Annotated in this window: 20 protein-coding genes; 10 read left to right on the forward strand and 10 right to left on the reverse strand. The window is 53.0% G+C overall.

Annotated elements, in window-relative coordinates; genetic code table 11:
• Positions 1-6: 6 nt before the first annotated feature.
• Complete coding sequence (locus O0S09_RS00750; protein ID WP_268921968.1) at positions 7-1,209, reverse strand: hypothetical protein; 1,203 nt, start codon at positions 1,207-1,209, stop codon at positions 7-9.
• Positions 1,206-2,630, reverse strand: a complete 1,425-nt coding sequence (pepD, locus tag O0S09_RS00755) for a beta-Ala-His dipeptidase (RefSeq protein ID WP_268921969.1) — start codon at positions 2,628-2,630, stop codon at positions 1,206-1,208. Before pepD ends, O0S09_RS00750 begins: the two co-directional genes overlap by 4 nt.
• A gap of 154 nt (positions 2,631-2,784) precedes the next feature.
• On the opposite strand from pepD, the gene O0S09_RS00760 reads away from it, so the two are divergent.
• From O0S09_RS00760 to O0S09_RS00790, 7 genes are all read left to right on the forward strand, one after another.
• Positions 2,785-3,249, forward strand: a complete 465-nt coding sequence (locus tag O0S09_RS00760; protein WP_268921970.1) for an NfeD family protein — start codon at positions 2,785-2,787, stop codon at positions 3,247-3,249.
• On the forward strand, positions 3,250-4,308 hold the full coding sequence (locus O0S09_RS00765; protein WP_268921971.1) for an SPFH domain-containing protein: 1,059 nt from the start codon (positions 3,250-3,252) through the stop codon (positions 4,306-4,308). It abuts the gene before it with no gap.
• Between the two features lie 273 nt (positions 4,309-4,581).
• Positions 4,582-5,238, forward strand: coding sequence for a DUF432 domain-containing protein (locus O0S09_RS00770; RefSeq protein WP_268921972.1), 657 nt, complete (start codon positions 4,582-4,584; stop codon positions 5,236-5,238).
• Positions 5,239-5,240: 2 nt separating this feature from the next.
• On the forward strand, positions 5,241-6,218 hold the full coding sequence (locus tag O0S09_RS00775) for a mechanosensitive ion channel family protein (RefSeq protein WP_268921974.1): 978 nt from the start codon (positions 5,241-5,243) through the stop codon (positions 6,216-6,218).
• 4 nt (positions 6,219-6,222) lie between these two features.
• Complete coding sequence (locus O0S09_RS00780) at positions 6,223-6,705, forward strand: HEAT repeat domain-containing protein (protein WP_268921975.1); 483 nt, start codon at positions 6,223-6,225, stop codon at positions 6,703-6,705.
• Positions 6,705-10,139, forward strand: coding sequence for a DNA polymerase II large subunit (locus tag O0S09_RS00785; RefSeq protein WP_268921976.1), 3,435 nt, complete (start codon positions 6,705-6,707; stop codon positions 10,137-10,139). The genes O0S09_RS00780 and O0S09_RS00785 overlap by 1 nt, the downstream gene beginning before the upstream one ends.
• A gap of 62 nt (positions 10,140-10,201) precedes the next feature.
• The gene (locus O0S09_RS00790) at positions 10,202-10,687 is read left to right on the forward strand and encodes a GxxExxY protein (protein ID WP_268921977.1); all 486 of its coding nucleotides are present in this window, start codon (positions 10,202-10,204) and stop codon (positions 10,685-10,687) included.
• A gap of 114 nt (positions 10,688-10,801) precedes the next feature.
• Here the strand turns inward: O0S09_RS00790 and aspS are convergent, their stop codons facing one another.
• From aspS to O0S09_RS00805, 3 genes are all read right to left on the reverse strand, one after another.
• Positions 10,802-12,091, reverse strand: a complete 1,290-nt coding sequence (aspS, locus tag O0S09_RS00795) for an aspartate--tRNA(Asn) ligase (protein ID WP_268921978.1) — start codon at positions 12,089-12,091, stop codon at positions 10,802-10,804.
• 69 nt (positions 12,092-12,160) lie between these two features.
• The gene (locus tag O0S09_RS00800) at positions 12,161-12,901 is read right to left on the reverse strand and encodes a glycosyltransferase (RefSeq protein ID WP_268921979.1); all 741 of its coding nucleotides are present in this window, start codon (positions 12,899-12,901) and stop codon (positions 12,161-12,163) included.
• Between the two features lie 29 nt (positions 12,902-12,930).
• A complete protein-coding gene (locus tag O0S09_RS00805; protein WP_268921980.1) occupies positions 12,931-14,430 on the reverse strand; it encodes a glycosyltransferase family 39 protein in 1,500 nt (499 codons plus the stop codon).
• A 141-nt stretch (positions 14,431-14,571) separates the two neighbouring features.
• On the opposite strand from O0S09_RS00805, the gene O0S09_RS00810 reads away from it, so the two are divergent.
• Positions 14,572-14,898: a hypothetical protein gene (locus O0S09_RS00810; protein ID WP_268921981.1), complete on the forward strand. Its 327-nt coding sequence runs from the start codon at positions 14,572-14,574 to the stop codon at positions 14,896-14,898.
• A gap of 145 nt (positions 14,899-15,043) precedes the next feature.
• On the opposite strand, the gene O0S09_RS00815 is transcribed toward O0S09_RS00810, so the two are convergent.
• The 5 genes from O0S09_RS00815 to O0S09_RS00835 form a co-directional block, all read right to left on the reverse strand.
• Complete coding sequence (locus O0S09_RS00815; protein ID WP_268921982.1) at positions 15,044-16,393, reverse strand: ATP-binding protein; 1,350 nt, start codon at positions 16,391-16,393, stop codon at positions 15,044-15,046.
• Between the two features lie 115 nt (positions 16,394-16,508).
• A complete protein-coding gene (locus tag O0S09_RS00820; RefSeq protein ID WP_268921983.1) occupies positions 16,509-16,760 on the reverse strand; it encodes a 4Fe-4S binding protein in 252 nt (83 codons plus the stop codon).
• Positions 16,761-17,288 carry a 2-oxoacid:acceptor oxidoreductase family protein gene (locus O0S09_RS00825; RefSeq protein WP_268921984.1) on the reverse strand — a complete coding sequence of 176 codons (528 nt, stop codon included), beginning with the start codon at positions 17,286-17,288 and terminating at the stop codon, positions 16,761-16,763.
• Complete coding sequence (locus O0S09_RS00830) at positions 17,289-18,419, reverse strand: transketolase C-terminal domain-containing protein (protein ID WP_268921985.1); 1,131 nt, start codon at positions 18,417-18,419, stop codon at positions 17,289-17,291.
• Positions 18,416-19,306 (reverse strand): thiamine pyrophosphate-dependent enzyme, encoded by an 891-nt coding sequence (locus O0S09_RS00835; protein WP_268921986.1) that lies wholly within the window; start codon positions 19,304-19,306, stop codon positions 18,416-18,418. Before O0S09_RS00835 ends, O0S09_RS00830 begins: the two co-directional genes overlap by 4 nt.
• 115 nt (positions 19,307-19,421) lie before the next feature.
• On the opposite strand from O0S09_RS00835, the gene O0S09_RS00840 reads away from it, so the two are divergent.
• Positions 19,422-20,177, forward strand: coding sequence for a hypothetical protein (locus O0S09_RS00840; RefSeq protein ID WP_268921987.1), 756 nt, complete (start codon positions 19,422-19,424; stop codon positions 20,175-20,177).
• Between the two features lie 12 nt (positions 20,178-20,189).
• Positions 20,190-21,158, forward strand: coding sequence for a biotin--[acetyl-CoA-carboxylase] ligase (locus tag O0S09_RS00845; RefSeq protein ID WP_268921988.1), 969 nt, complete (start codon positions 20,190-20,192; stop codon positions 21,156-21,158).
• The last annotated feature ends 7 nt before the right edge of the window (positions 21,159-21,165 follow it).

Here is a 21,165-nt window from a genome sequence, read left to right on the forward strand (position 1 = left end):
TCTTTTTTACAGCCTGAAAAGAATTTCTGCGGTACGTCTGAGAATATACGCTGCGGTATCCGCATCAGCTCCCGCACAACTACTCAGATGCAGCACGTTGTTGTACGTCCACGCGCCCGCGGTGAAAGCACTGCCTCCGGCGATCACGCCCTGAAACTCCAACTCCTCAACAGAGATGTCGTCACCGAACTGTATCGTATCCGAAGGAATGACCCCCGGATTTGTGAGGAACGGTACTCCGGCAAACGTTCCGATATCGTCATCACGCAGAGCCGATTCGGCAAACGGCCGGGCTGCACCGATCCCTATTGCATGCTGCTTGATATCCTGCGACATTTTTGCCGCGGCTGTCAGTGTCTCCGCAGTCGTTCTGCCGCAGTGGACAGGCGACCAGTAGGCGACGGTATAGTTCATCGGAGAACCTCGCTCTTCCTCTGGAAAGTACCGGCGGAGATCGGCGGTCGAACAGAGCGGAACAACGTCAAGCAAAACTCCCTGTGCCGCCAGCCAGTCCCGGAGGGCTGTTCCGTATGCGGCGGTCAGGAGATCATGAATCGTTGCCCCATGGGATTTTGCAAATGTTTTCATCTCTGCAAGTGTTTCCGGGGAAAGCTGTTCCCGTACGATCGTCAGCTCCGCCTCTGGATCCGATCCCGTTGTAAAATATTTTTTGTCGGCAAGTGCTGCCGGAAACCGATCGTGTTCCCGTGAAAAAAGTTCCTGAAGTTTTTCCGCGGAAAAATTTCTGAACGCCGGCGACAGCGTCCGGTCATGTTCCTTGAACATTTTCGGTGCCGGGTCCCGGAACAGTTCTGCGATGCGTGCGGCAACCGACAGAACCCCGCGTGCATCGGTTAAGAGATGCGCCGCAGAAAACACAATCGTGTCAGTCGTGTTCCGGCAGATCGTTATCCGGAACAGCGGCCCGGCATACGACGAGAGCGCAGTCATTACGCGGTCGGGATGTTCCGTGGTGATCGTGATCGGAATTGATTCTTCCCCGTGTACGAATCGTCCGTTTCGCAGAGCTCCTGCGTAACGGCTGACAAGGATAGGCATCTCGGCAGCCGCCCGGTCTGCCGCCTGCCGGAGGCGTTTCTCATCAATGATTCCGGACAGCTTCACTGAAACGGAGAGAAGAAATGCATGATCCAAATCTCCCAGATGCAGCTGAAAAATATCGAGTGGGGAGGCGGCAGTATCCTTCATGCCGCCGTCCCTATCTCTCTGAGCAGCTCTGCGAGGAACAGCCGGACGTTCTCAACCGAGGAGATCTGCAGCCGTTCTCTGGGTGAGTGGGCGCCGAGAATGTTCGGCCCGATAGAGATGATGTCAAGCGCGGGGTAATTCCTGCGGAACAGTCCGCACTCCAGTCCCCCGTGTGTTGCCGTGATCGCAGGCTCTTTGCCGAAGAGATTTTCATAGACGGCGACGGCAGTTTGCAGCAGCGGGGACGAAGGGTTGGGTGTCCAGCCGGGGTACTCGCTTTTGGTGGTAATTTCCGCACCGCATTTCTGAAACACCTCTGCAACCATCTTTGATGCCTCGTGTTTCTCTGCCTCCACCACACTCCGCTGAAAGGTTGCGATGATCAGGGAACGGCCCTGCATTCTGATCGAGGAGAGATTTGTTGAGGTCTGTACCAGACCCGGAATGGTTCTGCTTATGGCAAGAACACCGTTCGGACATGCCTCAAGAGCACCGATGATCTCTGCGGCGGAAGGGATCATCTCTTCCCGCGGCGACTCCGGCAGGAGGGCAAGCGAGATGCCCGGATCGGTACTGTTCCATGCATCCGTCATCTCCTCCTCAAACTGTGCAAACATTCTCTCAACCTCTGCGGTCCGTTCCGGAGGCACACCAAACACCGCGGCTGCATGGCGGGGGATCGCATTTATCAGATTGCCGCCGGAGAGTTCACAAACGGCGGCGTCCGGCAGCCGGTGCAGAAACGAAGCAAGAATTTTTATCGCGTTTGCCCGTCCCCGGTGAATGTCTGTCCCGGAGTGTCCGCCGGTCAGTCCGTCGACGTCGAACCGGTAGTACACATTGTTCATCGGTGCTGCACGAGGTTCCCGAACGATCGCGGCAAACGTTTCCACGCCCCCCGCGCATCCGGTACAGATGCTTCCCTCTTCTTCACTGTCAAGATTGATCAGCATCGTTCCCGTGAAGAAATCAGAGGCAATGGCTTCTGCACCGGTAAGTCCGGTCTCCTCTTCCACGGTGAACACGCACTCGATTGGTCCTGCAGGAATATCTGCGGCAAGCACATCAAGTGCAAGGGCGATGCCGATGCCGTTGTCTGCACCAAGCGTTGTTCCGCATGCATGCATCCAGTCCCCTTCGGTTACGGTCTCGATCGGATCGGTCTGAAAGTTGATCGCCTTGGCTGGATCCTTTTCGCAGACCATGTCCATGTGTGCCTGCAGGACAACTGCGGCTGAACGTTCAAAGCCTGCTGCGGCCGGCTTTCGGATGCAGACGTTTCCCGCGGCATCCTCTTTTGCGAAAAGGCCGTGACTCTCTGCAAAGGAAAGAAGATATTCCCGCATCTTTTCCTCGTGCCCGGAGGGATGGGGAATTGTGGTGATCTCTGCAAAGTACTGTAGAACGTGTCCGTGATTCATAAGGGGTTCCTGAGAGATGTATTGGGTGAAAGATATTGGATGCTGGAAATAATCATCTTTCTCTGCCGAGTGGTTGTTGTACCTTCTTTCAGGTTAATCACATCTCCCGAACCTATTCTTTATTGCCTATCCCCCGCTATTACTACATTATATCATGCTTGAAACACTCTTGGATCCTGCGGTGTTCCCGTGGATTCTCATCGTCGCCGGAGCGGCTTTCCTTGTTATCGAAGCAACAACACCGGGATTTTTCATGGCCGTTCCCGGAACTGCCATGATCGTTCTCGGACTCATGGTTCTTGCCGGTGTTGACATTTTTGCCTCTCCCGTCGGCGTTGGTATCGCTGTCCTCGCCGCAATCGCTGCGGCTGTGGTGAGCGTTCTCATCTACCGGAGAATATCTCCCGACCAGACGCCGGTGACCACCGGTCAGGACACCATTGTCGGAAAAACCGGTGTCGTGACGGTTGCGGTAGTCCCCGATACCATCTCCGGCAAGGTTGACATCTCCGGTGTTATCTGGAGCGCAAAAAGCACGGGCACAGTACTTGTGCCCGGAACAAAAATACAGGTGACCGCCACATCCGGCGTTCACCTGACCGTTGAGGAGGTCCGCTAAATGGACGCATTCACTCTCATATCCATCGTACTGATAATTATCATTCTCTACATCTTTGCAAAAGGCGTGGTGATCATCCAGCCGTATCAGAAAGGTCTCGCCATACGCCTTGGAACCTACGTCGGCCAGATGAACCCCGGTTTCAAATGGGTCGTACCGTTCATCACAACCGTTATTAAACTTGATCTCAGAACCCAGGTCATCGATGTTCCTTCGCAGGAGGTCATCACCAAAGACAACTCGCCGACCGATGTGGACGCCATCATCTACGTCCGGGTCATGGACCCCGAACGCGCCTACTTCGAAGTTTCCAACTACCGTCAGGCAACCGTGGCCCTCGCACAGACCAGTCTTCGCGGTATTATCGGCGACATGGAACTGGATGAAGTTCTCTACAACCGCGACATGATCAACCGCCGTCTGCGTGACATTCTCGACAAGGAAACCGATCAGTGGGGTGTCAAAATTGAACGTGTCGAGATCAAAGAGGTCAATCCGATAGGCGCCGTCAAGCAGGCCATGACCGAACAGACCGCAGCCGAACGTGAACGGCGTGCGGCAATTCTTCGTGCGGACGGAGAAAAACGTGCCGCGATTCTCAAGGCCGAAGGTCTGCGTCAGAGTATGATCCTTGAGTCTGAAGGTGAGCGTCAGAGTAAGATTCTCCGTGCCGAAGGAGAACGTCAGAGCAAAATCCTTCAGGCACAGGGAGAAGCCCAGGGCCTGCGGATTGTGGCGCTCGGATCCCGTCCGCTGGATAAACGGGCAATCACCGTCCTGTCGCTGAACGCCCTGCAGAAGATGGCCGACGGCCAGGCAACCAAGATCATCTTTCCGTTTGAGGTCTCCAGTCTCATCAAACAGGGTGCGAAATTCCTCGGTGCCGAGGATCTGGTTGACACCGACGATACCCCGCAGATCGATCTCGATGAAAGCATCTTAGGTGATCTTCCCGACCCCACAGAGATTGCCAAAGCCGTTGAGTCCGTCAAACCGCCGGAGACATCCGATGCCGATCCCTCTGCGGCTGATGATGTTCCGCTCGGCGGATCAACCTGATCATCTCCCCACTTTTTTCTTTCTTGTCCAATACGAAACTGCATTATAGTTTTCCCGCCTACCTGATCACCAATAACCGGAGGGCAAATCATAGCACGCATACGAATACCCCGTTCCCGTACCGTCCGGGACAAAATTCCTGTTTCCCTTCCAGTTCCCGAGAACACTGGTGAAACAGAGGAGGATATACCGTTTTTCAACTACGGGACGTTCTCCTTTGATTATGCGGTCAATTTTTCCCGTCTCAGCATCTCCATTGAACAGAAGCTGGACATGTACCACTATCACCGGGAACTCGGCAAATGGAAACGGGATGCCAACGTCAGTGTCAGGGAAGGACGTATGCTCCTGCATCCCGTCGAACCCCTGTATCTTCCCGAAGCTGTCACCGATTATCTTGAGATCCGGTTTGACGAGGTCATGATCGAACCGCGTGGCACGAGCATCCTCTTCCTTACCTTCCCAATCGAGATCGGCGTCTTTATCCAGGCCTCCGGGGTCACCAGTATTCTTGACGTTGTCTCGTTCAAAACCCCGAAGTACTCCCTGTACGGCAGTGCGAACCGCGGGGTTATTACCCGGTGGCACAAATCCGGTGTCTCCTCGTACCCTCCGCGTGTCAGAAACTATCTGGAAGGCGTGCTCCGTCTGCAGATCGAAAACACCACCGATGACTGGGTAAACGTATCGCGTACGGTTATTCACGAAAAAGGAATGCAGGTGTACTTTGACGATCATTTTGTTTCCATGGCGGCCGAGATGGTGATCACCTCCGGAGGTACTGCTGCGGTTACCGGCGTTGCCCGCCCTCTTCACGAAGGCATGACCCGGTCCCTGCGGATGTACGAGCCGCGGCGTTCCACCTCATTCTCCAATGCCTCGGGATCCCTTATTGACAGCACCTTTATCATGGACGCGGGGTTGACCTGAACATGGCGGACGTGAATCTTTCTGCGATCTCTGACAGCATCTTCGGCAGTCTGAGCGGTTCCGATGACGGCGGCAGCGGATTTTTCGATACTGTCCTCATCAATGGTATCACGTATGGCGACATTATTGGTGCCGTCATCATTCTGATCGGTACGCTGATCGTTGCAAAAATCTTCAGCGGGATCATAAACCGGATGTTCACCGGCAAGATCGAGAAGAACAACATCATCTTCATGCAGAAACTCGTTCGCTGGGTGATCTACTTCATCGGATTTTTGGTGATGAGTCCGCTGCTGCACATCGACTTCAGCGGTCTTATGGTTGCCGGAGGAATTGTTGCGGTTGCCGTTGGTTTTGCGAGTCAGAACACGCTCTCAAACTTTGTGGCAGGTCTTCTCATTATGTTTGAGCGGCCGGTGAGCATCAGTGACAACATCAAAATCAACGGAACCCAGGGGTATGTGGAAGACATCGGTCTGATGTCCACTACTCTTCGGACCTATGAGGGAATCTATGTCCGTGTGCCGAACGAAACTATGTTCACCTCCGACATCACCAACTATGTTGCTCATGTTGCCCGGAGATTTGAGTATCTGGTCTCCATCCGGTACTCGGATGATGCAGCAAAAGCCATTGAGGTCATCAGGGGAGTTATTGATAAGCATCCGTATGCACTGAAGTCACCGTCTCCTGATGTGTATGTGGACGAGCTTGGTGCGCACGGGGTGAATCTGGTTGTCCGTATCTGGTCGCCTTCCGGGTACTGGTGGGATGCCAGAAAAGATCTTCTCTGGAAGATTTTCAAAGCTCTTCGTGCGGCGGATATTGATATTCCGTTTGACCAGCTGGTTATCTGGGAGGGAAAGGACACGATCAGTGCGGCGGATCAGGGGCCTGAGGATGAGTTTGCCTACCCTGAGACTGCAACCCCTCCGAAGATGAACCGTGATGATGCCGCAAAACAGGTGGACAGAGGATAAGAAAATGACAGATATTACCGATGCGCTGACTGCTCTTTCAGATGCAGATCTTGACGTTCGTCACGCCGCAGTTGAAAAAATCGCCGCAGCAGGACGGACCAATCCCGGACAGATTGTGCCGGTTGTGATCGCGGAACTCCGGTCCGGGACTCTTGATACCCGCTGGTACCTTGGAAGGTCGCTGGTGAAGATGGGTCCGGAGATCACTCCGCTTCTCCTTGAGTATGCGGAGATGGAAAAGAATATGGATGTACAGAAGTACTTCGGTGCGGTTCTTGCGTCATTTGGCGAGATCTCGGTTCCTCCGCTTATCTCGCTTTTTTCGTCATCCAATCCGACAGCCCGCGGTATGGCCTCAGCCGCTCTGGAGCGGCTTGAGGCCAAGGCGGTTCCGGCGCTGATTGAGGCGGCTCTGGGCGATGATCCGCAGGTGAAGCTTTGTGCTGAACTGACGCTGACGAAGCTCAATATCTTTGACTACCAATAATGGCTGAACTTGCAACCTCTCCCCGGTATCGTGCGTATCTGGATCATCTGATCAGTGAGCTTGATCGGGCGATGGGGATTGCACAGGCTGCAAAGGCAAAGGGTTTTGATCCGCGAACTGAAGTGGAGATCCCGATTGCAAGTGATCTTGCAGGAAGGGTTGAGGCACTGCTGAACTACAAAGGAGTTGCCGATCGTATCCGTGAGCTTGAGGAGCGGATGAGCCGTGAGGAGGCGTCGCTTAAGATTGGTGACGCGTTTGTGTCCCGCGAGTTCGGAGAGACAACCCGCGAGGAGATTCTGGATCACGCGATTCGTGCGTCGATGGCACTTCTGACCGAAGGTGTGGTCGCCGCACCGACGGAGGGAATCGGCAAGGTCGGCATCAAGAAAAATGATGACGGATCAGAGTATCTGGTGATCTACTATGCAGGGCCTATCCGTTCCGCGGGCGGAACGGCTCAGGCACTGTCTGTTCTTGTCGGCGATTATGTCCGCCGTCTCTTAAATCTTGACCGCTACAAACCCCGCGAGGAGGAGATCGAGCGGTATGTGGAGGAGCTGAAGCAGTACAACGGCATTCAGAGTATGCAGTATCTCCCCAAAGATGATGATATCCGGCTCATTATCCGCAACTGTCCGGTCTGCATCGACGGCGAGCCGACGGAGAAGGAGGAGATCTCCGGATACCGGAATCTTGAGCGGGTGGAGACAAATGTTGTCCGGGGCGGTATGTGTCTTGTGATTGCGGAAGGCATCGGCCTCAAGGCGCCGAAGATTCAGAAGAATGTGGCGAAGATGCATCTCGATGGATGGGAGTGGCTGGAGACGCTGATCTCGGGAGCGGCATCGACGTCGTCGGAAGAGGAAGAACCGGGCATTCATCCGAAAGACAAGTACATGCGGGATATGCTTGCAGGCCGCCCGCCGTTTTCGTATCCGATGCGAAAGGGGGGTTTCCGCCTGCGGCTGGGCCGCGGGCGGAATACGGGTCTTGCGACCTGCGGGTTCAATCCGGCAACGCTTCACGTGCTGGATGATTATCTCGCGGTCGGTACGCAGATGAAGGTGGAACGCCCCGGTAAAGCGTGCGGTGTTGTGCCCTGTGATACGATTGAGGGACCGACGGTCCGCCTGACCTCAGGCGAGGTCAGGCGCATCGATACGCTTGCGGAGGCGAACAGGTATGTTGATGCAAAGGAGATCGAGTACATCCTTGATGTCGGCGAGATTCTGATCTCATACGGCGAGTTCCTAGAAAATAATCACGTGCTTGCTCCGCCGAGCTACTGCGAGGAATGGTGGAGGCTGGAAGGCGGCCCCCGTCATCCGGAGAGTGAAGCGGAAGCCATCTCCTTTGTGGCGGAGGGTGCGTATCTGCATCCCGACTACACGTGGTTCTGGGATGACTGCACGGAGGATCAGATCCGTCTTCTCTCCGACAAAGTTGCAGAGACCGGTTCCGTCCGGGACGGTGTTTTGTACATTCCGGTTGATCCTGAGGTGAAGGCGGTTCTTGAGGAGCTGCTCGTCCCGCACACGGTAGAGGACGGGAACTATGTGATCAAAACACCGCTCGCACTGATTGCGGGTCTCGGCCTTTCGTATGATCTTCAGAAGAATGCAACCTGGAATACCCTGCCTCCATTCACGAACGGTCTGGTGATGGCCGAACATCTTTCGGGTATTCGGATGCGGTCGAAGGCGGGTACCCGGGTCGGCGGCAGGATGGGACGTCCCGGCAAATCGGCTCCCCGCAAAATGAAGCCGCCGGTACATGTTCTCTTCCCCATCGGGGAGTCCGGGGGTATGAAGCGTTCGATTGACAATGCGGCGAAGGTCTGCAATGCGAATCTGTCGGGGGATGTGTTTTCGGGGACTGCGGTGACAACCGGTCAGGTGGAGGGTATGATTCATGTGGAGACCGGTGAGCGGAAATGTCCGTCCTGCGGTGCGGTGACCTACAAGAGCCGGTGCCCGGAGTGCGGTGCCCATACCGAGGCGGTGTACCGCTGTCCGCGGTGTAATACTCTTGCCCAGCCGGGAGAGGAGTTGTGTCCGCGGTGCGGCGCTCCGGTTGTCTGCCAGAAGGATAGTGTGCTGAGTCTCCGGCAGGAGTATGATGCGGCGCTTGCGGTTACCGGTATTCCGGCGAGCGCCATTCCCGAACTGAAAGGCGTCCGCGGTCTTATCTCCCGGGAACGGGTGGTCGAGCCGCTGGAGAAAGGAATTCTTCGTGCGGCAAACGAGGTGTATGTGTTTCGTGACGGAACGGTGCGCTATGATATGATCGATCTGCCGCTGACGCATTTCCGACCAGCGGAGATTGCGGTTTCCGTGGAGAAGCTCCGGGAGATCGGATACACGCAGGATATGCACGGCGAGGAGCTTGTGTCTCCGGATCAGGTGGTGGAGCTGAATCCGCAGGATATTCTGGTGTCCGAGGACTGCGGGGAGTATCTGGTGCGGGTGGCAAAGTACCTGGATCAGCTTCTTGAGAGGCTGTATGGTCTTCCGGCGTTTTATCATGCGGAGGTGCCGGAGGATCTGGTGGGCCAGCTGATTCTTGGTCTTGCCCCGCATACGAGTGCGGGCGTTCTTGCCCGGCTGATCGGGTTTACGAAGGCGAAGGCAGGATATGCCCACCCGTTCTATCATGCGGCGAAGCGGCGGAACTGCGATGGGGATGAGGACTGCGTGATGCTTTTAATGGATGGTCTGGTGAACTTTTCGCGTTCCTTCCTGCCGAGTACCCGCGGCGGTACGATGGATGCGCCGCTTGTTCTGACGACGACGCTGAACCCGAAGGAGGTGGATAAGGAGACGCTGAACGTGGATGTGATGGATCACTATCCGCTTGAGGTGTATGAGGCGTGTCTTACGTATACGCCGCCGAAGAATCTGGAGAAGGTGGTGGATCATGTGGAGAGCCGGGTCGGGACGCCGGGGCAGTTCGAGGGTTTTTCCTTTACGCATGATACCCGCGATATTTCGGAGGGTCCGCTGGATACGATGTACACGAATCCGATTCTGAAAGGAACGACAGATAAGATCAAGGCGGAGCTTGCGCTTGCGGACCGCATCCGTGCAGTGGAGACGGATGATCTTGCGGAAAGGATCATCAATAGTCATTTAATGCCGGATATGATCGGTAATCTTCGTTCGTTTTCGAAGCAGTCGTTCCGCTGTCCGCGGTGCAAGACGAGTTTCCGCAGGATTCCGATCTCGGGGAAGTGTACGAAGTGCGGTGCGGTTCTGAAGGCGACGATGCACAAGGGAAACGTGACGAAGTATCTGGAGATTTCCAAGTACATGGCCGAGCATTATAAGCTGTCGGAGTACACGAACCAGCGTATTGCGGTGACGGAGATGAATATCTGGTCAACGTTTGGGCAGGAAGAGAAGCAGCAGATGGATCTTTCGGATTTCTTTTGAAGCTGCCTCTCAGTTGGATCCCACAGAAAACGCTGAATACACGAAAACATCACGGAGCAAACGTGAACATCACGGAAATCATCACCAATAGTATTTTTGTTCACCCCCTCTATTCTTATAAGTACATGAGTATACTTTTTGAAAATGAAACCTATCGTATTCGTGGGGCAATATTCGAAGTGTACAAATCTCTTGGGCCGGGATTTTTGGAGTCAGTCTATCAAAACGCTCTCGAACATGAGTTGAACCTCCGCGAAATTCCGTTTGAGTCGCAGAAAGAATTGCCGATCCAGTACAAAAATATTCCCGTTGGTAGGTTTCGGGCAGACATCGTGTGCTATGGGAAAATAATCCTTGAACTCAAATCAGTTGAGGATATTACTAATGAACATCTTGCACAAATCAGAAATTATTTGAAAATAACAAATTTTGACTTGGGCTTTTTGATAAACTTCAACCACTACCCCGGTGTTGATATCAGGAGATGTATCCGTAATGGAGTGGCATCTTCAGTTGGAGAAGAGGAAGTACCCTACTCTTACTCATGATATCTGGAACATTTCCGTGATGTTCACGTTTGTTCCGTGATGTTTTCGTGTATTTAGTGTATTCCGTGGGCTACAATATTCTTTGAGCCACATCCAAAAAAGAAAAAAATATTTTTACGGGCTGACTCTGTGCCGGTCGCGGGGGAAGAGTACGCCTTCGCGGATGTTCTGGAGGTCGAGCATGGTCATGACCAGCCGCTCTGCGCCCAGTCCCCACCCAGCGTGCGGCGGCATGCCGTAGCGGAACGGGTTGAGGTAGAACTCGAATGCATCGGGGTTGAGGCCTTTTGCTTTGATCTGGCTTACCAGCAGATCATAGATGTGACAGCGCTGGGCACCGGAGGAGAGTTCCATTCTCGGGTGCATCATGTCGAACGCTCTGCAGACTTCGGGTCTGTCCTCAAACGGCATGGTGTAGAACGGTCTCGTGGATGACGGCCACTCGGTGATGAAGTACATCGTGCCCATCTCGTCGCCGACGATCTTTTCTGCGGCGGTGGAGAGGTCGTCACCGAAGACGAGCGCCTCGCCCTTGGCGGTTGCGATGTCGACTGCTTCCTGATAGGTGATCCTGGGGAAGGGGGTCTTCGGGACCTCGAAGTCGTTTAAGCCGAGGACGGCAAGTTCGTTGCTGCACGTGTCGGCGACCTTGCCGTAGGCGTAGGAGACGGTCTCTTCAAGCACTTTCATGGCGTCCTGTTCATCGGCAAACGACATTTCGATGTCAATCGAGGTTGCTTCGTTTAAGTGGCGGACGGTGTTGTGCTCTTCTGCACGGAAGATGGGGCCTATCTCAAAGACGCGATCAAACCCTGCGCTCATGAGCATCTGCTTGTAGAGCTGCGGGCTCTGGTTGAGGAATGCTTCCTTGTCGAAGTAGGCGAGGGGGAAGAGTTCGGTTCCGCCTTCGGTTGCGGCTGCGACGATCTTCGGGGTCTGCACCTGAGTGAAATGGTGATCCCAGAGGTACTCGCTGACGGCGCGAAGTGCGGCGTTGCGGATCAGGAAGATTGCGTTGACACGCGGCTTGCGCAGGTCAAGGTAGCGGTTGTCAAGGCGGGTATCCAGGTCTGCCGGGACTTTTTCGGAGACATCCAGCGGCAGCGGTGTTGCGGCGCGGGAGATGACTTTCAGGGTGTCCGGGACCAGTTCGCGTCCTCCGGGAGCTTTTTCGGTTGCCTTGACCACTCCTTCGCAGGAGATGACGGACTCGCGGCTTGCTTCCTTGACTGCGGCGAGCACTTCGGGGCTGACCTTTTTCTTGGGGATGGTTACCTGTAAGATTCCGGTTCTGTCACGGACCAGCAGGAACGTGAGGCCGCCGAGGTCACGTTCTTCGTGAACCCATCCGGCAATTTCGGCACGCTCGCATTCGGGGGTGACGTTTTGTATTGGGATGCGCATAAAATCTCTATATTATTTGCGGTCTGGATAGATTAGTGTTTGCCGCGGGGCGGGCAGATGTGGTTTCCTCTATTTTTTGGTATGAGTGTTCTTTTGAGGGTGGCACCCACAAATTCGAATTTTCCATGCGAATGTAAGTACTTCCCATCCCATTCTGAACGTGTCCATCCATTCTAGGGTGGTCCGATCATTTTCTTTCCAGATGACGGGGACCTCTGCAATTTTGTAACCTGCCCTCTGTGCAAGCGCAAGAATTTCTGTATCCCACGTCCATCCGCGTGTATGAGCATATGACATGAGAGTATTAAGAGATTCACGTGTGAATGCTTTGCATCCGCATTGATAATCCGTAACTCCTCCTCCAAGAAGTACGCGGGCGAGATGAACAAATAATTTTCCTGCATATTTTCGATTGCGAGCTCTCGTGATACTACTTTGCGGGAGATACCGCGACCCGATTGCAATATCATTCCCGCGATGTATGGCATTGATCAGGGGTCGTAGTGCGGACAACTCAGTGGAAAGATCAACATCGTAGAAACAGATGATGTCTCCTGAAGCGATCTTTGCGGCATCGCTGATAGCTCCGCCTTTTCCTCTGCGTGTCTCGCTGTAATTTAGTCTGATACGTTTGTCAGCTTCTGCAAATTTTTTGGAGATTTCATAACTTCCGTCACAACTTGCATCTTCAGCAATAATGATCTCAAATGGATGGGATAACGTATCCAATACCATAATTGATGCCGGTAGTGCCTTGGTAAGTGCGGTGTGATCATTATAGACCGGGATGATTATGCTGAGTTTTTTCATGTTGAAATATCCGTTCTGTTTGTTCCGGGTTATTGCGAGAGGAACAGATTGATTCCCATATTTCTTCCAATATATTTGGTGTTGGCATTCAGCCAGTTGAGGGCATCACCCTCCGGGTTTGCTGCATAAATATCTGCTGTGACTACGTAGTATGCAGTTGTGTCCCCTCGTGTTTGTTCTATTTCTTCAAGTTCTTTCGCAGAATTAGCCTGGACTTCATGCGTGTCATCCTTTGTACTGTCATAATAGTAATCAAGCGGCAACGTCATGTATCCGGGCAGTACTACTACATAGTCCCCATTCTGTGTTTCAGCAGTGAGATACTCTGAAAATCCTCTCCAGTCATTTTTGGAGTATGTGGTATAGTATGAGGTGAAATAGGGGATGCTTACCAAACATATCAGAATAATTGCAATCACAGCCACTTTTTTGGCGTCAACCTCTTTTGGTATCAGATTAAATGCAGCCCCGATTGCAACGAAGTAAAACGGCAGGACGAAGATGAGATAGCGTGGGCTCATCGGCATGACTGATGAGAAGAACACGCTGGCAATAAACGGCAGAATGATCAACATGGCAAGCAAAAGTGCGAAACCTTGTTTATCTTTGTTGAATGTGAGGTACAGGATTCCAACTGCTGCGGTGAACAGAAACAGAATGGTCAGATAGAGTTCACTTCCGGAGAACAGTACGATTGTTTGGGTGAACACATCAAATCCGGAGATTCCCCATGTGGGGGCTGATGCGGTTCGCATGAAGTAGAGTTGTATCGTCCCATACAGGAGAGGGGATGTGAGGAGAACAAATGAGAGAAGTCCTAGTATGATTGGTTTTATTGAGGCAATGTTTTTGAGAATCTCGTTTCTTTTTATGATGAAGGCGTGAAGGAAGATAATTCCAATTCCTATGAATACGTAAAAATGAGACCAGAATGCCAGAGCACAGAATATGCCGAAGAGGCACCAGTACGGTATTGAGTTTCGTTTCAGTGCAAGAAGGTAGAAAAGAACTGCCACGGAAAAGAAGAACAGGACTGTAGTGTAAGCTCTTGCATCCTGAGAATAATATACATGAAATGTGGAGAAGGTCAGAAGTGCCGCAGCGATTATGCCGGCAAGTCGTCCGCAGATTTCTCTTCCCAGAAAATACATCACCGGAATGGAAAACATACCGAGCAGTGCAGGTATGAGTCGGAGAATTATTTCATTGTTCCCAAGTCCGAGCATGAAATGTTCTATTGCGTAGAATAGAGGTGGATTGACATCTCCGGTTTTTGTTGTTAGTTCCAGTATCCCGCCGAGTGATAGTTGGGCAAAGTCGTAGGTGCATGCTTCATCAAGCCATAGTGAATTATATCCCAAGTTGTAAAACCGGAGGATTCCTCCCATGATCAGCAGAATGAGCAACATCTGGGCATAGTGATTGTATCGGATCACGTTTTTCAGATTATTCCACGTTATATCGGTTAGTGAATCTATCCGGTACTTCTCAGCGTTGGGCTCTGCCTTGTTCTGTCTGTTATGTCTCATGTTAGCTTACAATATTGTAAGCTATTAACTTACATTAATGCTTTTGTTAGCTTGATTACTGTAATACACCTCTTCTGAAAAATAGAATAACTACCAATGGCACGATCCAAACTCAATCCCTCTTCCTCTGTCACATTCCGCATGCCAAATCCCATCCTCAAAGAAATTGATCGGCTTGCTGAACAGAATACGCATGACAGAACCGCGGAGATCAACGGGGCGTGCCGCCACTGGGTGGAGATAGGCGGTGTTGTTGGAACAGATGTTTCGACGCAGAAAGTCATAGCCGAACTGTCCGAGGAGATAACGAATCTCAAAGATCAGGTCGCCGCCATGATGCAGCAGATGGAACAGGAGCGAACGCTTCTCCTCAAAATCATCGAAGGTAACGAGCACACCATCAAGCGTCTGCTTGCAACCCTGCCGCAAAACGATCCGACGGCGGAAAAACACTCTGAGAAAAAATAATTTTTTCAGGACCTGCGGAAATTTTTTTCATCCGGTAGAAACGCTCCATCACCACTTCTTTTTTGTTGTTATCTCTCCCGGGAACTTCTCCTCGTCTCCACCGGAAACGAAAAAAATCCGCCGAGGCACACCCGCACTTCAAACCTCAGTGTTCATCTCCATACAGTTCCTGCAATGCAATCCCAATCAGTTTATCCGTAGAATCCGCGAGGAACAGCGGAATGTTCAGTACATCCCCGTCCAGCTTCAGATTCGCCAGAGAGAACCTGACCCGTATCTTCACCGCATCCCCATATTTTTCTTTAAATTTTTTCAGGCTGCGTCCCTCAACGTTTCCCTCCGACTTCACCTCAATCGGAATAACATCATTTTTCCGCTGAAGCAGAAAATCAACCTCATAATCTGGATGATCCATTGCCCAGTACCGCAGGCCCGCGTCAAACTGCGGGGTCAGGGCTTCGAGAACATAATTTTCACTGAGTGATCCCTTGAACTCCGAAAAAAGTCTGTTTCCCTCACGGAATACGGAAGGGTCCAGTTGTGCCAGTCTTCTCAACAGTCCCACATCCGCGAGATAGAGTTTGAAAGCGGAAATATCATCATAGGCTGCCGTCGGCAGTCTTGGTGTACTGTTGCGGTACACCCTCACGAGAAGTTTCGCATCGCACAGCCACTGTAACGCATCCTCATACTCCCGCGCCCGTGCTCCTTCCTTTACCACGCGGTAGATGAATTTTTTATTCTCCTTTGCGAGCTGGGACGGAACCGAGTTCCAGATAAGCGTTGCCTTCGGGTAATCCTTCGGACTCATATGTTTTGCAAAGTCCCGTTCATATGCCGTGATGATATTGGCAAGCCGCTTCTGTACCTCATCCACATTCTGATCCTCCGCCCATGCCAACACGATCTCCGGCAGGCCGCCGCAGATGAAATACATCTTCAGCTTCTCATACAGCGGATTGAAAAATGCAGCCGGCAAAGGTTCCACAGCATCCAGACTCTCCAGATAGGCGGCGAGATTCTCATCCCCGCAGGCAAGAAGAAACTCTGAAAAACTCATTGGATACATCTCCAGAAAATCCACTTTCCCTACCGGAAAGGAAGACGGTTTTGCCAGGGCAACACCCAGAAGCGAACCGGCACAGGCGATGTGATACTCCGGCGCCTGTTCTGCGAAGTACTTCAGTGCGGTCAGGGCATCCGGGCACTCCTGAATCTCATCAAAAATAATCAGTGTTGTTTCCGGCGTAATCGTCTGGCCGCTTGCCATCATCAGATTCTGCAAAATGCGGGACGGGTCTTTTGTTGTTGCAAAAAACTCCCGGAACTCCGGCTGCTCCTCAAAGTTGAAGTACGCCGTACTGGTATAGTGGCGTCTCCCGAATTCCTTCAGTAGCCAGGTTTTTCCTACCTGCCGGATTCCGTTCACGATTAACGGTTTCCGGTACCGGGATGCTTTCCATTTTTCCAGCTCATGCATTGTGGTGCGTTCCATTTTGTGATCCTGATCACATTTTTCCATGAAATAAATGGCGTGTGATCACATTTTTCCACAAAGTGGGTTCTGCACGATAATAATACTATCTGAAAAAGAGAACCGGAGAGAAGCCTTAATGCTCCTCTCTCACCATCTCGATGCACTTCTTCGGGCACTCGTTTGCACAAATCCCGCAGCCCTTGCAGTACACCAGATCGATCTCCTCATTGTCGGGATCGATCACCGCATCAGGACAGTACATCGCACAGATGCCGCAGTGGTTACAGATCTCTCGGTTCACCACCGGACGAAACGTCCGCCAGGAACCGGTCTGTCCCATTGCCCCTTCTTTTGGGACACTGATTGTCATCTTCGGCATAGCCATTTAGTTCACCTCGTCGTATGCTTTCTTTGCAACCGTCACATTCCGCGGATCCGCAAACGTCTCCGTAATTGCCTTCGTGCCCGACTCCGGCGTAAAGAGACCCAGCTTTGCAAGCGCCCCGATAACCGGCGTGTTCAGGATCGGACTTCCCGCAACAACCAGATTCTCCGAAAGCGCAATGCCCGTCAGATCCGCCTTGTGTACCGTGAACTGTTTCGGGAACTGCACATCCTCATGTGTATTGATGAAGATAGCACCGCCCTCTTTGAGACCGTCCAGCACATTTACCGTGTCCATCACGGTCGGGTCAAGCACAATGATCATATCCGGCTTTTTGATCTGCGAATAGATCCGCACGGGGTGATCATCAATGCGCACGAACGAAACGATCGGTGCGCCACGGCGCTCTGCACCATAGAACGGACATGCCGTTGCAAACTTCCCGTCCTTGACGGCTGCTGCGGCCATCATACGGGCTGCGGTTACTCCGCCCTGACCACCGCGTGAATGAATCCGAATCTCGTACATTTACTGCTCCTCCGAAGGAATACCGAACCAGAACTCCGTACCGATCTTTCTCGTGCGAACAAGTTCTGCCATGTCCTCATACGTCACTTCCTGACCGCCGAGACCGGCAATGACCCGTGCAATCTTTGCTTCGGGGTATCTTGCCTGAATCTCTCCGGCGAGAACACCGCCGAACCCGAACGAATAGTCACGGTCGATCACAACCAGTTCCTTACCCGCGATCTTCATGTCAAGCGGGAACGGCCGAAGCCAGCGGACACGCATCACTCCTGCCTTGATGCCTTCCTTGCGCAGGAGATCTGCGGCAACCTCGGCCTCTTTGCCGAGTGTTCCCATTGCAACGATCACCACATCCGCATCATCCCAGAGGTACTCCTCGACCGGCGCATAGCTTCTGCCGAACCGTTTTGCAAACTCTGCCTCCGTCTCGGCAATCACCGTGCGGGAGTTCTTCATTGCCTTCTCCATATCGTACCGGAACGTGAAGTGAATATCAGACGGCGACATCGCACCGTAACCCTTCGGATCATTCACATCGATCTTTTGCGGCAGATTAAGCGGCGGAATGAAATCTCCCGGCTCCGTCATCTCGAACGGCTGCATAATGTGGGACAGCAGGAACCCGTCCATGTTGATCATCACTGGCAGAAGCACCCGGTTGTCCTCGGCGATTCTGAACGCCATCAGCGTTGCATCGTACGCCTCCTGTACGGTTGAGACATACACCTGTAACCATCCGGTATCGCGCTGTGACAGCGCGTCCGAGTGCTCCGCCCAGATGTTCCATCCGGGTGCGAGCGTCCGGTTGACCTGTCCCATCACAATTGGAAGCCGTGCGCCTGCCGCCCAGTGAAGCATCTCATGCATATAGAGAAGTCCGTGGGAACTCGTTGCCGTAAACACACGGACACCGGTAATCGACGCGCCGATACAGGCGGTCATTGCCGAGTGTTCCGACTCGACCGGAATGTAGCGGGCATCCATTGCGCCGCTCTCCACATAATCTGCAATCGACTCAATGACCTCAGTCTGCGGGGTGATCGGATATGCCGCAACCACCGTCGGCTTTGCCATCTTCACCGCAGATGCCATCGCCTTGTTGCCGGTTGACATCACCAGTTTTTCGCTCATGCGTTCTCCTCCGAGTAAGCAGCCTCAGCTGCAACCTTCTTCAGGTTCTTGTCAACCTGCGCCTGAATCCGTGCAGCGGTTGCCTCGTCCACCTTGCGGAATCTTCCCTGGGCTTTCAGGTAATCGATAACCGGTGCGGGCTTCTTCATCGCCGCACGCGAGGGGGCACTGATCGTGAATTTGTCATACTCTTTTTCCCAGAGTACCCAGATGCCGGACTTCACCGCCATCTTGCCTATCTCCACCGTCTTCTCCGACGGCGTTCTCCATCCCGGCGGACAGGGAGCCAGGATGTGCATGAACTTCGGCCCAGGAATTGAGAGTGCCTTCTTCACTTTATTGTAGATGTCGGCAGGGTATGACGCGCAGGCGGTTGCCTGATACGGCAGGTTGTGTGCCTCGATAATTCTGTCGAGATCTTTTTTGTTGACGGTCTTTCCGTTCGGCGTCGTCGTCGTGATTGCACCGAGAGGTGTGGCCCCTGATCGCTGCATGCCGGTGTTGCCGTATGCCTCGTTGTCGTAGCAGATGTAGAGGAAGTCCTCTCCCCGCTCCAGAGCGCCGGACAGTGCCTGAATACCGATATCGGCGGTTCCGCCGTCACCGGCATAGACGATGACGTTCGTTTTCTTCCCGACTGCTCTGAATGCCTCACTCATTCCCGAAGCGCATGCGGCAGCTGCCGCAAATGCAATGTTGTACACAGGGACAGTGTGCAGCATGTACGGGTACACGCCCTGAATTACACTGTTGCAGCAGGCAGGGATCACGAGAACTGTGTCTTTTCCCGCCGCTTTCAGAATATAGCGGAGTGCCAGTAAAGATCCGCACCCGGCACAGGTGGACGGACATTTTAACAGCATTTCCTCTTTTGGAATTTCCGTCATGAAATGGGTACTTATTTGTCATGATTAATAATGAGGCTTTTTCTTGAGTATGGTTACCTGCCGAATTTCCAACCGGCAAAATTATTTATCTCTATTTCACCAATGAACTGTTATTATGAGTGAAGACCCGAGTCCGGGTGCAGACCCGAAAAAGATCGAGGAACTGCAAAAGGAGGTGGAGCGCCTCAACCGCGAAAAGGCAGAAGCAGAAGCGCAGGCCGCGGCCAAAGCACATGCTGCCGCCGCAGCTGCCGAAGAGAAGGCAGCCGCCGAGTCAAAGATGAAGATGGAGCTGGAGTCCCAGAAAGCGGCTGCTGATGCAAAGATGCAGGCGGAGCTTGAGGCCCAGCGGCTTGCAGCAGAGGATGCGGAGCGCAAGAGAAAGGAGAAACAGGAAAAGAGCAAGAGCCGCAGAAGAAAAATTATCGGCGGCATTGTTCTGCTGATCGTTCTTGTACTGGTTGTGCTGGTTGCCTCGTCCAGTGTCACGGTTCAGTCCGGCACCACTACGAACTATCCCTATATCACCACCTACAGCGTCTGGTTCCCGATTGGCGAGCCGGTTGACATTAGCGGTCACAAGCTGATCGCACTCTCTGACGGAAACGAGATGATGTTCTCCGCAGACGGCAGTGTGACCAAACTTGTTCGTAGCGACCCGATTGTGATCGGTGAGCAGGCCGCGACGCTGACCACCCTGTTCGGCAAAGTCCCGGTCATGACGATCAACTACAAAGTTATTCTTGAGTATCAGGGCAACACCGCAGAGAACCAGGCATACTTCAAGATGCTTATTCAGAGCGACAAATCCATTCCGGAGTTTGTCGTCAACTTCATGCTGCCGAAGAATGTTATTGCCCAGGCAGCATAACCCTCTTTTTTTATGACAACCAAAGCGTCCGTACTCCGTATCTTAGAGGAACACCGCGGCAGGTTTTTTTCCGGTGAGGAGATTGCATCTCTGCTCGGTGTTTCCCGGTCTGCGGTATGGAAGGCAGTGAAATCACTTGAGGCGGAAGGCTATGCGGTATCCGCGGTGACCAATAAGGGTTACTGCCTTGCCGCCGATACAGACATTCTGTCACCGGAAGGAATCCGGCTGTATCTTTCATTGGAGTATCGCGACATTCCGATCACGATTCACAAAGTAACCGGTTCCACGAATGAGGACGCAAAGGCTCTTGCGGTTGCGGGCGCAGTACACGGGACAATGGTTCTTGCCGAGGAGCAGACCCGCGGTCGCGGACGCCTTGGCCGTTCCTTTTACTCGCCGAAAAGTTCCGGCGTCTATATGAGTATCGTACTCCGGCCGAATCTTGCGATGACGGACGCCGTGCTGATTACGACCGCAGCCTCCGTTGCGGTCTCTCGGGCCGTTGAAGAGGTGTCGAATCAGACGCCCGGGATCAAATGGGTCAACGATGTATTTGTGAACGAAAAAAAGATCTGCGGTATTCTCACCGAGGCAGTCAGCGGCTTTGAGTCCGGCGTGGTTGAGTGCGTGGTTGTCGGTATCGGTATCAATGTGATTGATCCGGGATTTCCCGATGAGCTCAAACAGGTTGCAGGTTCGCTCTCCGGACAGCATTGTGACTTTTCCCGCAACCGTCTTGCCGCACTCGTTGCAAATCACCTGCTCGAACTTTCCGCAGCACTTCCCGATCGTTCCTTCCTTGATGAGTACCGGAAGCGATCCGTTCTTCTGGGAAAACCGATCCGGTTTCTGGAGAACAATGTCTGGTGCGATGCCGTTGCGGTTGATGTGGACAACTCCGGCGGTCTTGTAATAGAAACTGCGACCGGACGCCGGACGCTGACCTCCGGTGAGGTCAGCGTCCGGCCCCGGAACTAATTTTTTG

The sequence above is a fragment of the Methanocorpusculum vombati genome (assembly GCF_026891935.1).
Classification (GTDB): domain Archaea; phylum Halobacteriota; class Methanomicrobia; order Methanomicrobiales; family Methanocorpusculaceae; genus Methanocorpusculum; species Methanocorpusculum vombati.